Origin of the sequence: Shinella curvata, assembly GCF_022899935.1 — a bacterium.
Lineage (GTDB): Bacteria > Pseudomonadota > Alphaproteobacteria > Rhizobiales > Rhizobiaceae > Shinella > Shinella curvata.
In genome coordinates this window covers 628445-641295 of sequence record NZ_JALJCJ010000002.1, presented here as the reverse complement: position 1 = coordinate 641295, position 12851 = coordinate 628445, and the positions used below count along the sequence as shown (strand labels likewise).

12 protein-coding genes are annotated in these 12851 nt (G+C 64.6%); 3 read left to right on the top strand and 9 right to left on the bottom strand.

The genetic code is table 11. From position 1 onward, the window contains the following. The first annotated feature begins 290 nt into the window (after positions 1–290). Positions 291–1283, top strand: coding sequence for a magnesium/cobalt transporter CorA (gene corA / locus MUU55_RS09155; protein WP_244760464.1), 993 nt, complete (start codon positions 291–293; stop codon positions 1281–1283). On the opposite strand, the gene MUU55_RS09150 is transcribed toward corA, so the two are convergent. The 5 genes from MUU55_RS09150 to recO all read right to left on the bottom strand — a co-directional run bounded on the left by MUU55_RS09150 (position 1280) and on the right by recO (position 7100). Continuing rightward, positions 1280–2125, bottom strand: coding sequence for an MOSC domain-containing protein (locus MUU55_RS09150; RefSeq protein ID WP_244760463.1), 846 nt, complete (start codon positions 2123–2125; stop codon positions 1280–1282). The two genes, corA and MUU55_RS09150, sit on opposite strands and share 4 nt — an antisense overlap. Before the next feature lie 79 nt (positions 2126–2204). After that, on the bottom strand, positions 2205–2858 hold the full coding sequence (locus MUU55_RS09145; RefSeq protein ID WP_244760462.1) for an HD domain-containing protein: 654 nt from the start codon (positions 2856–2858) through the stop codon (positions 2205–2207). 46 nt (positions 2859–2904) lie between these two features. Next, on the bottom strand, positions 2905–5733 hold the full coding sequence (locus MUU55_RS09140; protein ID WP_244760461.1) for a DUF2339 domain-containing protein: 2829 nt from the start codon (positions 5731–5733) through the stop codon (positions 2905–2907). A gap of 96 nt (positions 5734–5829) precedes the next feature. Beyond that, positions 5830–6339 carry a PaaI family thioesterase gene (locus MUU55_RS09135; protein ID WP_244760460.1) on the bottom strand — a complete coding sequence of 170 codons (510 nt, stop codon included), beginning with the start codon at positions 6337–6339 and terminating at the stop codon, positions 5830–5832. Continuing rightward, on the bottom strand, positions 6336–7100 hold the full coding sequence (recO, locus tag MUU55_RS09130; RefSeq protein WP_117369295.1) for a DNA repair protein RecO: 765 nt from the start codon (positions 7098–7100) through the stop codon (positions 6336–6338). The genes MUU55_RS09135 and recO overlap by 4 nt, the downstream gene beginning before the upstream one ends. 209 nt (positions 7101–7309) lie before the next feature. Between recO and MUU55_RS09125 the strand changes: the two genes are divergently transcribed. Further along, on the top strand, positions 7310–8020 hold the full coding sequence (locus tag MUU55_RS09125) for a L,D-transpeptidase (RefSeq protein WP_244760459.1): 711 nt from the start codon (positions 7310–7312) through the stop codon (positions 8018–8020). Positions 8021–8076: 56 nt separating this feature from the next. Here MUU55_RS09125 and MUU55_RS09120 read toward each other — a convergent pair whose 3' ends face one another. Together MUU55_RS09120 and MUU55_RS09115 are read right to left on the bottom strand one after the other, a co-directional pair. Beyond that, complete coding sequence (locus tag MUU55_RS09120) at positions 8077–8439, bottom strand: hypothetical protein (RefSeq protein WP_244760458.1); 363 nt, start codon at positions 8437–8439, stop codon at positions 8077–8079. Between the two features lie 10 nt (positions 8440–8449). Continuing rightward, on the bottom strand, positions 8450–8938 hold the full coding sequence (locus MUU55_RS09115) for an SRPBCC domain-containing protein (RefSeq protein WP_244760457.1): 489 nt from the start codon (positions 8936–8938) through the stop codon (positions 8450–8452). Positions 8939–9008: 70 nt separating this feature from the next. On the opposite strand from MUU55_RS09115, the gene MUU55_RS09110 reads away from it, so the two are divergent. Continuing rightward, positions 9009–9332: an ArsR/SmtB family transcription factor gene (locus MUU55_RS09110; RefSeq protein WP_244760456.1), complete on the top strand. Its 324-nt coding sequence runs from the start codon at positions 9009–9011 to the stop codon at positions 9330–9332. A gap of 31 nt (positions 9333–9363) precedes the next feature. Here the strand turns inward: MUU55_RS09110 and bla are convergent, their stop codons facing one another. Both bla and MUU55_RS09100 read right to left on the bottom strand, forming a co-directional pair. Beyond that, a complete protein-coding gene (bla, locus tag MUU55_RS09105; RefSeq protein WP_244760455.1) occupies positions 9364–10257 on the bottom strand; it encodes a BKC/GPC family carbapenem-hydrolyzing class A beta-lactamase in 894 nt (297 codons plus the stop codon). A 138-nt stretch (positions 10258–10395) separates the two neighbouring features. After that, the gene (locus tag MUU55_RS09100; protein WP_244760454.1) at positions 10396–12705 is read right to left on the bottom strand and encodes a Tex family protein; all 2310 of its coding nucleotides are present in this window, start codon (positions 12703–12705) and stop codon (positions 10396–10398) included. Positions 12706–12851 lie beyond the last annotated feature (146 nt).

The window sequence follows — 12851 nt, the reverse complement described above, 5'->3', positions numbered from 1 at the left end:
AAATCGAATGCCCGAAACCTACGTCGCGCCATCAATTAACAAAAGCGAATTTAATTGACCGAGCGATCAGCCCTGTTGATGGGATATTTCGATTCAAGCGGCCCGCGGATGTGCTTGACGCGGAACGATTTTGAGCGCATCCCACCCTCAGGTGTCACAGGACGCCAACTGAACCCGGATAAAGATCAATGGACCCCGACAGTCGACTATCGAGAGCGATCGAGCGGCCTGTCCGGTAGCAGCGTTTCGGCTTGCTCCGGATGGCGAGAGCGCCCTCCAAGGAGCAAAGCATGCTGCAGATCTATGCCCGCAAGGCTGACCGTTTTTGCCTGCGCGAAATTTCCAATCCCGCTATCGAGCAGGCCATCGCGCCCGCCCTCTGGTACGACCTTCTGAACCCGACGCCAGAGGAAGCGAGCGACGTCGAGGCGGCATTGCACATTTCCATGCCGACGCGCGAGGAGATGGAGGACATCGAGCTTTCCGCCCGCCTCTACCAGGAGGACGGGGCCGCCTTCATGACCATGACGGCGCTGACCAATCTCGACAGCGACGAGCCGGCCAAGACGCCGATCACCTTCATCCTGCGCGGCCCGACGCTCGTGACGGTGCGCCATGCCGATGCAAAGCCCTTCGCCACCTTCTGCGCACGGGCGCTGCGCGGCAACGGCCACAGCTACGAGAATGGCGAGGACGTCATGCTCGGCGTCATTGAGGCCGTGATCGACCGCATGGCGGATGTGCTGGAGCGGCTGGGCAACGAGATCGACGGCATTTCGCGCGAAGTCTTCCGCAGCAAGAAGGCCTCCTCCACCAAGAAGACGCGCGACCTCGAAGCCCTGATCGAACAGCTCGGCCGCAAGGGCGACTTTCTGAGCGGCGTGCGCGAAAGCCTCGTCAGCATCTCCCGCCTCGTCGCCTATCACGCGGCGCTGGAGACGCCGACGCGCAAGCCGTCGAAGGAAATCCGCCAGCTGGTGAAGCTCGTGCAGCGCGACGCCGCCTCGCTCGGCGACCATGCCGCGTTTCTGTCGGGCAAGATCAACTTCCTGCTCGATGCGACGCTCGGCCTGATCAATCTCGAGCAGAACCAGATCATCAAGATCTTCACCGTCGCCTCGGTGGTCTTCCTGCCGCCGACGCTGGTCGCGTCGGCCTATGGCATGAACTTCGAGCTGATGCCTGAGCTGCAATGGCACTTCGGCTATCCCTACGCCATCGGCCTGATGATCGTCTCGGCGCTGATGCCCTATCTCTACTTCAAGCGGCGCGGCTGGGTTTAGGCCCGGATCTTCATCGGCCAGCGTTCGGTGCGCGTCTTCGTCACGCGCACCGTATCACCAAGGCGGATTTCGCCCTCCCCGCGCGGCACGGCGTTCCAGCCGAAGAGCACACCGGGCACGCGGCGGTCGGCGGACATGCGCTTTTCGGCGAGGCCCTGGATGGGATTGCCGCCGATGCGCTCGCCGGTCATCTGGTCCTGCGTGGTCATGATGCAGCGCGCGCAGGGTTTGACGAAATCGAAGACGATGCCGTTGATCTCGATCGCCTCCCAGAGGTCTTCCTCCCAAGGATCGTCGCAGGAGACGAGGATGTTGGTGCGGAAGCGGTCCATGCCGACGGGGTCCTGGCCCTTGGCGACCAGCGTCCGGTTGAGATCGGCAAGCGACCCGGTCGTGGTGACGAGAACAGGGAAACCGTCTGCGAAACCGACGGGCGCCGGTGTGCCGGCCCAGTCCTCGCCCTCGGCGCGGTGCGCCAGTGCATCCATGTGGACGAGTTTGACCGGACGTTCGAGCCAATCGGACAGCACGTCGTTGACCGCCTCGTCGGCCACGGCGGCGTTGACGGGACTATCCCAGACGGTGACGTCGAGGCGGTCTTCCGGTTCGAAGCTCGCGAAAATCTGGCGGCCGTCCATTTCGAGATGCAGGCTTTCTCCCACGGCCGTCGCCTCGACGCGGGCGAGCGCCTGCAGCTCGCGCTGGGTGATGAAGCGGCCGTCCGGTTCGACGATCATGAAGCGGCGGTCGCCGGCGAGGCCATCGAGGCGCACCGTCGCGCTCTCGACGGGGATGGCCCGGCCACTCTTCAGCGGGTGAATGTTGAGGCCCTCGATCTTCATCCGACGTCCCTTCCTTCAAATTTTGATTCAACGCTCTGCCGGGGCGATTCAATCCAGCGGCACAAAAGCATGTTTTCGTTCAGATTTCATCCAGAAGCATGTCGCGGATCGCGCGCAGGCGCTCCGTGCGCTCCAGCGCCATGCGGGCGCCTGCCGCCGTCTGAAAACCGTCCGCAAGCTTGAACAGCTTGACCTCGAAATGATCGATGGCGAAGGCCTTGTCGTCGAGCGGACGGTTTTCGGCAAGCGGATCCATGGGATCGTAGAGGCCGCTGCCCATGCGGCCGGCAATGTAGAAGCAGCGTGCCGCGCCCACCATGCCGATGGCATCGAGCCGGTCGGCATCCTGCACGATCTTCGCCTCCAGCGTCTCGGGCGCGATATTGGCGGAGAAGCTATGGGTGAGGATGGCGTGGCTGACGGCGGCCACATCAGCATCGCTCCAGCCTTCGGCGGCGAGAAGTGCCGCGGCTTTTTCGGCGGCAAGGCGGGAGGCCTCGGCGCGCAACGGCGAGTTCTTCTCTACAGCCACGCAATCATGCAACAGCACGGCGGCGGCGAGAAGGCGCGGGTTCCCCCCCTCCTGCGCCTGGATGCGCCGGGCATTCTTCCACACCCGGATGAGATGGGCGGCATCGTGCGAGCCGTCATCGGCGACGAAGGCCTGCGGCAGCAGGCGTTCGGCGAGCGGCCCGAGAGGTGTGAAGGCGGCGGCGAGGCAGGCGAAGGACATGGTCGTAAAGGGGCAATCCGGAATTGATCACCAGAGACCTAGCCTGTCAGGCCTGCGCATTCAATTCCGGCTTTTCGCCCGTCCCGGACTTTCCAGAGAGGATCTTCTGGTAGAACAGTCCGATGCCGATCAACACCGCGCCGAGCCCGATGAAGGAAAGCGCACGCAGGATTCCCTCGAGATTGGCCATGTCGATCAGGAAGACCTTGACCACCGCGATCAAAACCAGGCCGGCGGAGGCAAGGCGGATGCTCTTAGAATCGAATTTCGAACCGACCGCCAGAAGCAGCACGCCGAGCAGCAGCCAGACCACCGAATAGGTATAGGTCTCCGACTGGAGGAAGCCTTTCCAGTCCGCGATGCCTTCGCCGTGCCAGTAGCGGCGCACCGACAGCGTAACCCAGGCGAAGACCAGCGCGACGCCGGAAAGCGCGAGCATGATGACATAGGGCATCGGCCGGCGGCCGCGCGCATACCAGGCCAGGCCGCCATAGGCGATGCCGGGCAGCAGGTAGCCAACGAGCAGGAGATCGAGCACCGGCCATTTGCCGAGCAGTTCCCCGGTGAAATAGGGGTTGAGGCCAATGAAATGGGCGCTCAGCACTGACAGGACCGAAAGACCGCCGACGACCATCGAGCCATAGCGGAAGACCGGGCTCGGCGATTTCAGGTCGAGCGACATCATGATGGCCGAGGCGCCGATGACGAGCAGCGTGTAGGTCGCCTGTTCGCCGAGCGTCGGTACGGAACTGTCAAGCACGCCGCCATTCATGCCATGGCGCACGAGGATCGCCGCCGTCAGAAGCAGGAAGAGGCTGGCGAGTGCCTGCAGCAGATTGCGGATGCGCTCGCCCGGCCAGCGGCGCAGCTCGAAGGCCGAGACCGCCAGCAGGACGGCGGGAATGCCGTAGCCGGCGAGAAGCTGGTTGAAAACGGGCGTTTTCGACAGGTTCGCAGCACCGACGATGGTCGGCTCCCAGGCGATGCGGCCGGCGACGACGGCGGCGGCACCGGCCATCAGCCAGGGCAGCACCGGCCAGCGGCGCAGGCGGGTGGCGAAGACGGCGATGGTGCCGAGCAGGATGATGCCGAGCGTGGTGACGAGGCCATCCGTCAGCGCATGCAGCGCCAGAACGAGGAAGGCGAAGCCGCCGGCGGAAAGCGTCCATTGCGGAAGGAAAAGGCCCTCCTCCTCCCCTTGCTCGCGCGAAAAGGCTTCCGCGGCGGCGAAGAAGACGAGGCCGAGGACAAGAGCGAGAAGCCCGTGCTTGGCATCAAAGGAAAGGTTGCCGAAGGTGAAGAAGCTGATGCTGAGGACCGCAAAGGGAACGGCCGGGGCCAGCACGCTCCAAACAGCGGCGAAGCCGGGCAAGGCGCTGCGCAGGCGCACACCGGCAAGGCCGATGGCGGCATAGAGCACGGCAAGCACGAGCAGCAGATTGACCGGCAGCGGGCCGGCGACGACGGCGACCGGCGTCGTTCCCTCCAGCGTCGGCGGTGCCAGCGTGCCGATGCCATCGAGGAAGATGCCGCCCGGCACGGCCGCGATGCTGGCGGTGCCCATGAGCACGGCGATGCCGGAGAGAATGGCCGCGTAGACCGCCCAGCCGCGCAGCGCGCCGAGCACGGCGAGCGCAAGCGTTATGATGACGAAGGCATAATCGGCATGGGCGAGCGTCGGCACGGCGCTTGCCAGCACCAGCGCCGGGAAAGTCATGGCGAGCGCGCCGGTGAGCGACACCGCCACAGCGGGCGGTGCAAGCAGCCGGTCGAGCGCGTCGGACGATTTGGCGTCGGCGGGCTGCGGCAGGTCTTCGGCCTTGACAGCGCCCGGCCAGATCAGGCCGTGGCCAAGGGCAAGCACCAGCAGGGCGACGAGCGCCGGCACCACATCGACGGTGCTGGCCTGCGAAAGATAGAGCACGCTCCACAGCGCCATGCCGGCATTGGCGAGCGCCGGTACGACCTGCCAGCGGCGGATGCGCGCGGCGGCGAAGGTGGCAAGCCAGGCGACGATGAGGAAACCGAACAGTCCCCAGGCGCTCGGCTCTTGCGTCGCGACCAGCGCCGGCGTCAGCATGGAGGCCAAGAGGCCCAGGCCGGCGAGTGCCTGCCCGTGCAGCAGCGAGAGGCCGATCGTCGCAAAGGAGACGGCCGCGAGCAGCACGAAGGCCGTGACCGGGCCGAAATAGAAATAGAACTCGTAGGAGACATAGGTGACGGCGAAGAGCGTGATGGCGCCGGCGGCCGTCAGCACGCCGGGGATCATGGCGTTCTGGAAAGCGTTGGCGATCAGCGGCTGGGTGCGGCGGCGCACGAATTCACCCGCCGCCATCAGGACCAGGCCAAATGCAGCCGCCAGCGACAGGCGTACGGCGGGGCTCAGCAGGCCGGCCTCAATGGAATACTTCACCATGAAGATGCCGCCGAGCGCCAGCGCAATGCCGCCCACCCAGACGGCCCAGCGCGCACCGATGCGGCTTTCGAAACTTTCCTTCGGCTTGGCGGGCGTGACAGCTGGCGCGGCCGCTCCCTCCTCCGCCGTTTCACTCGCAGCAACGGCTTCGGTCGGCACGGCGGAGGTCTCACCACCGAAGATCGCGCGGCCGGCATCCGCCTCGCCGCTCTTCGCTGTCCAGGGGCTGGTGAAATCGGCCGGCGCCCGCTCGTCCGTCGCCGCTTCCCGCACAGTTTCGAGCGTTTCGGCGATGGGTTCGGCTTCCGGAGACGGCAGCGCAACGCCGCTCGCCTTCAGCGCCTCGACCTCGCCTTTCAGCCGCATCACCTCTTCGCCGAGTTTCTGCGCGCTGTTGCGCGAAGCGTTGAGGGTGTAGAGGGCAAGGCCAATCGCGACCAGGGAAAGGATTTCGAGCATTGCGTCTCCAGCACGGCACAGTCCGGGCGGCGAGACTACCCGGTTTTATCCAAACGCCAAACAGGGTTACGTTTCAGCGCAGTAATCTCTTCGGGGTTATCGCATGAGATTTTCGATGGGGAAGATGGCGCAGGTTTCGGTGCCGTGCGCCAGAAGCTTGCCGTTCTTGTCGCGCAGCCAGGCTTCCGACGTGGCGATGGTGCGGCCGCGATGGACGATCTTTCCCTCGCAGAACACCTCGCCCATGCCGGGCAGTACGGGACGCACGAGGTTCAGCTTGAATTCGATGGTCGTGTAGGCCTCGCCCGGCTTGATGACGGAGAACACCGCGCAGCCGAGTGCGGAATCCATCACCGTCGCCGTCCAGCCGCCATGCACCGTGCCGAGCGGATTGAGGTGATCGGCGGAGGGCATGCCGGAGAAAACGACGCGGCCGTCCTCCACCTCCCGCATCGAGAAGGCGAGTGTGCGGCACATGGGCGGCGCGGGCAGATCGCCCGACAGCATATCTTGCAGGACCTTCAGGCCACCGTCACGCTGCACCACGTCGAGCGGCAGCGTGCCGATGCCGCCGACCGTCAGCCCCGGATAGATTTCCACCGTCATGCATGCGCCTCTTCGGGTTGATCGTTTTTCGGTCCGCCGAGCGCCTTCAGCGCCGCTTGCACGAAGCCCTCACGGGCATTGGCGAGCTCCAGCCCGCGCGGTTCGCAGACATGGCGGTTGAGGAAAAAGGCCGTCAGGCGGAAGCCATCGGCAAGGGCGGCGGCATCGGCTGCATGACGGCTTTCATCACCCAGGAAGGCGGGCAATGCCAGCATCTTGTCGGCCCAGGGCGCGCCAGCGGCGCGCGAGACGGCGCGGCCGGATTTCGGCGAGACGTAGCAGAGATCGTCCTTCGCCCCCGTCGCGACACATTCGAGCAGATCGAGCCCGAAACCGAGATCGTTCAACACGGCAAGCTCGAAACGGATGAACAGCTCGCCGGCATCGGCGGGCTCATGCAGGTGGCCGAGGATGACGGAGAGCGCTTCATAGAGATGCGGATGCGGATCGCGCTCCGGCAAAAAGCGCAGCAGAGCCGCCATGGCCTGCACGCCGTAGACGGCCGTCGCCGTCTCCATCAGCCGGCCGGCGCGCAGTTCGAGCGGCTCGACGCGGAATTCGCCCAGATGCTCGTCGAGCCGTGCCCGCCAGGTGACATCGACCGAATTGCCGGGCTGGAGCACCGGCTGCATGGTCCGCGAACGACCGCCGCGCACCATGCCGAGATGGCGCCCGCGCTCGCGCGTCATCACCTCGACGATCACGGATGTCTCGCCGTGGCGCCGCACGCCCAGAACGATGGCCTCGTCACTCCATTGCATGCAGGAAGCCTTACGCCGTCCGCCGGTTCGCCGCAAGCCGGCGCACACCGCCCTATGCGTCGGAACGACGCGTGGCGTATCGGCCACACCTAAGCCCTTGCCACAGTTTTGCTTTTTTCTCGCCCTGCCCGCGCCGGCTTTGCCCCCGAAGAACCGGCCAAAGGCCGCAAAGGCCAGATTTGACATTCGAAATGACAGGTGCCGTCTTGATGTGTGTGTTCCGCCCGCTTGCCCTTCTTGCCCTCGCCGCCACGCTGGCCGGCTGCGCCACGACCACGATGGAGGTGAAGAAGAAGGGGCCGGATCCCATGCATGTCGCCATGTACGGACCGCATCCCGACGAGCGCTTCCCGCTGCCGGCGATGGATATCAGCCGGGTGGACCCGAGATATTTCCGCCAGCAGGTCGCCTACCAGACCGTGGAGCCGGCCGGCACCATCGTCATCGATACGCAGAACCGCTTCCTCTATCTCGTGCAGGGCGAAGGCATGGCGATGCGCTACGGCATTGGCGTGGGCAAGGCAGGGCTGGAATTCGAGGGCGCGGCGCGCATCGGCCGCAAGGCCGAATGGCCGCGCTGGACGCCGACGCCGAACATGATCGCCCGCGAACCGGAGCGGAACCTGAAATGGGCGGGCGGCATGGAGCCGGGCCTGACCAACCCGCTCGGCCCCCGCGCGCTCTACCTGCACAAGGATGGCAAGGACACGCTGTTCCGCATCCACGGCACATCCGAGCCGTGGTCGATCGGCAAGGCCGTGTCGAGCGGCTGCGTGCGGCTGTTCAACCAGGATATCATCGATCTCTACAGCCGCGTACCGACGGGCAGCCGCGTCGTCGTGCTGCAGCACCAGACGCCGGCCAGCGAGGCCATGCCGATGGCGGCCGCCGACGGTCTTGTGCCGCCGGCCGCAATCTGACATTTCACGCAATTCCGGACGGAAAACCGCGCCTCACTTTTCCTGGTATTGCGTGGTCACCAGGCATCGGGCTCACGCACCATGTGCACGATATTGGCCGGGTTCATGATCCAGCCGCCACGAAAGCCAGCCCCCAGATCCTCGACGGCGTCGCAGCGCACGGCGCCGTTTTTCTCCAGATGGCCTAGCGCATCCGCATGGTCGGGCGTGAAAAGCTCGAGCCAGACTTCGGCCTGACTGTAGTTCGGCGCCTCGTCGATCCACAGCCGGTTTGGGCCGAGTTCGAAGCCGATGGCCGGCGCTTTCGCTTCGAAGGGTTTCAGGCCGACGACATCGCGATAGAAGGCGACGGTTGCCGCATATTGATGGGTCGGCACCTTCATCGCGATGTTGATGCCGCCTTTGATGTCTGCGCTCATCGCCATCTCCTCACGTAAAATCCTGCTGCTCGGAGGCGACGACGCCCTTGAGTTCGCTCGGGTAATAGCCCTCGCGCAGATTGATGCCGTATTCGACATAGGCCTTCATGCAGGCCAGCATTTGCGACCAGCCCTCGCAGTTCATATAGGAAGACTTTTGGCCGCGATCGTTGTCGCGCCAGCCGGTCTCGGCGATGGTCACCATGGTGCCGCCATCGTCCAGCGGCTTGAAGCGCATCTCGACGCGCGTCTTGTAGGGCGCCTCGCCCTCCTCGACCATCGCATCCCAGCGAAAGACGATCAGCGCGTTTTCCTCGACCGTATCGACGATGACAGGCGCCATGCCCCACCATGTCACGGTGGTGCCTTGGACAAGCGGCGCGCTCGCGCCGCCAATCGTGGTGAAATAGCCGCTCAGCTTCTTCGGATTGACCACCGCATCGAAGACCTCGGCGACCGGCCTGCCGATCCGCCCGTTCACACGAAATTCCAGCGTCATGCCGTCCTCCTTGGGGCGCACGGCCCCCCTCTGTCTTGTACCCTGGAAAAATATGTTATAAAAATATAACATGTCAAGCGAATCGACAGAGGACGCCGTTTTCAAGGCGCTCGCCAATGGAAAGCGGCGGCAGATGCTGGATGCGATCAAGCACGCGCCGCTGACCACGGGCGCGCTGTGCGAAAAATTTCCGGAGATGGATCGCTGCACGGTGATGCAGCATCTGAAGGTGCTGGAAGAGGCGGAGCTGATCATTCCCCGCAAGGAGGGTCGCGAACGCTGGAACCACCTCAACGCTCTGCCCATCCAGGCGATCCACGACCGCTGGATCAGCCAATATGCGGGGCACGCGATGAGCGTGCTTTCGGCACTGAAGGGGGAACTGGAAGGCTGAGGCGCCGCCCTTTCGGCAGCGCCCCGCAAAATCAGACGGCTGCGGCGATGCGGCCGATTTCGGCGATGAGGACATTTCGCTCGTCACCGGAAATACCGGGCATTTCGACATAGGCCGAAACGACGATGGCGCCGCGGTTCGGCGACCAGGCGACCGCCACGTCATTGGCATTGCCGGCCTTGTCGCCATTCGTGCCGGTCTTGTCGCCGGTCATCCAGTCGGCCGGGAAGCCGGCACGCAATCGCGTATCGCCTGTCTTGTTCATGACGAGCCAGGCGGCGAGCTGGGCCTTGGAACGTGGGGACAGTACATCCGTAAAAATCAGCTTGCGCAGAGTCTCCGTCATCGCGACCGGGGTGGTCGTGTCGCGCTCGTCATCGGGCGTGTCATGATAATTGAGCGTCGGCTCGGTGCGGTCGAGACGGGTGATCTCATCGCCGAAGCCGCGCAGGAACGCCGTGAGCGCCTTGGGGCCACCGGAAGCACCGAGCAGCAGATTGGCGGCGGCATTGTCGCTGAGCGTGATCGTCGCCTCGCAGAGTTCGGCAATCGTAATACCCTTGCCGCCGACGCGCGTTTCCACGACCGGCGCCCAGTCGACGAGATCGGCCTTCTTGACGACGATACGACGGTCCAGCGCCTCTTCCTTGCGATCGACGCGGGCAAGGATATGCGCGGCCAGCAGCGCCTTGAACGTGCTGCACATCAGGAAACGTTCGTCGGCGCGATGGCCGAGCCGGGCATTCGTTGCGAGATTATGTATGGCAACGCCGATGCGGCCCTTATGGCGCGCTTCCAGTTCGGCAAGCTGCTCCTGCGGCGTGCCACCAGAGGCCGCCCCCGCCATGCCGGCCATGGCCGAAACAGCGGGAATGGCAAGGAGAGCGCCGGCAATTGCCTGCCGGCGTGAAATCGTCATCGTCATCGTCAATTTTCCTGTCTTTCAGGCAGCGGAGCGCCGTACGCCCGGCCTGTTTGAGCCCGCCCATGTCGCGACTATGCGCAAAGGGGCGGGTCAAAACAAACGACGATTTCTGCCAGGAGCCATTAGGAAAACTAGGGCTTATTTCTTCTTCAGCGCCTCGGCGAAGGCCGCACCGAAGGCACCCTGCGACGGGGCCTGCTGCTTGGGGGCCGCCTGGCTGAATTTCGGCTTCATCTGGGTGTTCTTGTCGTTGCGCGGGCCGTTGTCGCGCGCGGCGGGCGCGGCGCCGTCCTTGCGCATGGTGAGACCGATGCGCTTGCGGGGAACATCCACTTCCGTCACACGCACCTTCACCACATCGCCGGCCTTCACCACCTCATGCGGGTCCTTGATGAAACGATCGGCCAGCTGCGAGACGTGCACAAGGCCATCCTGGTGCACGCCGATATCGACAAAGGCGCCGAATGCGGCGACGTTCGTGACGGTTCCCTCCAAGAGCATGCCGACCTTCAGGTCCTTGATGTCATCGATACCGTCCGCGAAGGTCGCGGTCTTGAATTCCGGGCGCGGGTCGCGGCCGGGTTTTTCCAGTTCGGCGAGGATGTCCTTGACCGTCGGCAGGCCAAAGCGCTCGTCGACAAAGATCTTCGGGTCGAGCTGCTTCAGCGCGGCGCTATCGCCCATCAGGGCGCGCACGTCACGCCCACAGGCGGCGACGATTTTCTTGGCCACACCATAGGCTTCCGGATGCACCGAGGAGGCATCCAGCGGCTCCTTGCCGTTCGGAATGCGCAGGAAGCCTGCGCATTGTTCGAAGGTGCGCGCGCCGAGGCGGGAGACTTTCATCAGCTCCTTGCGGCTCTCGAAGGGGCCGTTGGCGTCACGATGCGCAACAATCGCTTCCGCCGAGGATTTTCCGAGGCCGGAGACACGGGCGAGCAGCGGCGCCGACGCTGTGTTGAGATCGACACCCACCGCGTTCACCGCGTCTTCCACGACGGCATCGAGCGAGCGGGAGAGTTTCCCCTGATCGACATCGTGCTGGTACTGGCCGACGCCGATCGACTTCGGCTCGATCTTCACGAGTTCAGCCAGCGGATCTTGCAAGCGGCGGGCGATGGAGACAGCGCCGCGCAAGGAGACGTCGAGGTTGGGGAATTCGGCAGCCGCCGTTTCCGAGGCCGAATAGACCGAGGCGCCGGCTTCCGAGACGATGACCTTGGTCGGCTTGGCGCCCGGAAGCTGGGCCAGCATGTCGGCGACCAGCTTTTCCGTCTCGCGGCTGCCCGTGCCGTTGCCGATAGAGATCAGCTCGACCTTGTGCTTGCGGATGAGGCTCGCAAGCTCGGCCTGCGTGCCGCGCACGTCGTTTTTCGGCGGGAACGGATAGACCGTCGTCGTCTCCACCACCTTGCCGGTGTTATCGACCACCGCGACCTTGACGCCGGTGCGGATGCCCGGATCGAGGCCCATCGTGGCGCGCGTGCCGGCGGGAGCGGCGAGCAGCAGGTCCTTGAGATTGCGGGCGAAAACCCGGATCGCCTCTTCTTCCGAACGCTCGCGCATCTCGCGCATCAGATCGAGCGACAGCGACATGGAGAGCTTGACGCGCCAAGTCCAGCCGATGACCTCGGCCAACCACTTGTCACCCGGCTTCACGCCGACCGCATAGAAGGAGGCGATGATGCGTTCTACGGGCTTGACCGGCTCGGTGCTGTCCTGATCGACGACGATATCGACCGACAGGAACTCCTCGTTCCAGCCGCGCAGCATGGCGAGCGCCCGGTGGCCGGGCACGCCGGACCAGCGTTCGGTATGATCGAAATAGTCGGAAAACTTCGCGCCGGCCTCCTGCTTGCCCTCGACTACGCGCGAGCGCAGGAAGGCATTGCTTTTCATGTATTCGCGCAGGCGCTTCAACAGATCGGCGTTTTCCGTCAGCTGCTCGGCGACGATATCGCGCGCGCCTTCCAGCGCCGTCTTCACATCCGGCACTTCGGCCGACAGGAATTTTTCAGCCAGCTCCGCCGGCACCAGAGCACGGTCGGCAAGGATCTGCTCGGCGAGCGGGCCAAGGCCACGCTCGCGAGCGATTTCTGCCTTGGTGCGACGCTTCGGCTTGTAGGGCAGATAGATGTCCTCGAGCTCGGCCTTCGTCATCACGGAAGCGATCTTGCCTGAAAGCTCGTCCGTCAGCTTACCCTGCCCTGCGATGGACTCGAGAATGGAAGCGCGGCGGGCTTCCAGCTCGCGCAGATAGGTCAGGCGCTCGGAGAGCGTGCGCAACTGCGTATCGTCGAGACCGCCGGTCACTTCCTTGCGGTAACGCGCGATGAAGGGCACCGTCGCGCCCTCGTCCAAGAGCCCGACGGCGGCGGCAACCTGCGCGGCGCTTGCCTTGATCTCGGATGCGATCAGGTTCGCGATCTTCTGCGGTGTTGGGGCCATGTCGAACTCCTCTGGGTGGCAAGCTGGCGGGCGGCGACCATAGTGCGCGCCCGTAGGCAGGCCAATTGCGTGGCCGACGGGCTGTCGTCACGTCCACAACATATATCACGAGGCCGGCGGTCGGGCAGAAGCGCATCAGGGTTGAA

Excerpts from the sequence above, each read along its gene's own strand:
- MUU55_RS09110 (WP_244760456.1), top strand. The coding sequence starts at position 9,009 with ATGTCAAGCGAATCGACAGAGGACGCCGTTTTCAAGGCGCTCGCCAAT.
- MUU55_RS09115 (WP_244760457.1), bottom strand. The coding sequence starts at position 8,938 with ATGACGCTGGAATTTCGTGTGAACGGGCGGATCGGCAGGCCGGTCGCC.
- MUU55_RS09150 (WP_244760463.1), bottom strand. The coding sequence starts at position 2,125 with ATGAAGATCGAGGGCCTCAACATTCACCCGCTGAAGAGTGGCCGGGCC.
- MUU55_RS09125 (WP_244760459.1), top strand. The coding sequence starts at position 7,310 with ATGTGTGTGTTCCGCCCGCTTGCCCTTCTTGCCCTCGCCGCCACGCTG.
- corA (WP_244760464.1), top strand. The coding sequence starts at position 291 with ATGCTGCAGATCTATGCCCGCAAGGCTGACCGTTTTTGCCTGCGCGAA.
- recO (WP_117369295.1), bottom strand. The coding sequence starts at position 7,100 with ATGCAATGGAGTGACGAGGCCATCGTTCTGGGCGTGCGGCGCCACGGC.
- MUU55_RS09100 (WP_244760454.1), bottom strand. The coding sequence starts at position 12,705 with ATGGCCCCAACACCGCAGAAGATCGCGAACCTGATCGCATCCGAGATC.
- MUU55_RS09135 (WP_244760460.1), bottom strand. The coding sequence starts at position 6,339 with ATGACGGTGGAAATCTATCCGGGGCTGACGGTCGGCGGCATCGGCACG.
- MUU55_RS09145 (WP_244760462.1), bottom strand. The coding sequence starts at position 2,858 with ATGTCCTTCGCCTGCCTCGCCGCCGCCTTCACACCTCTCGGGCCGCTC.
- MUU55_RS09120 (WP_244760458.1), bottom strand. The coding sequence starts at position 8,439 with ATGAGCGCAGACATCAAAGGCGGCATCAACATCGCGATGAAGGTGCCG.
- MUU55_RS09140 (WP_244760461.1), bottom strand. The coding sequence starts at position 5,733 with ATGCTCGAAATCCTTTCCCTGGTCGCGATTGGCCTTGCCCTCTACACC.
- bla (WP_244760455.1), bottom strand. The coding sequence starts at position 10,257 with ATGACGATGACGATTTCACGCCGGCAGGCAATTGCCGGCGCTCTCCTT.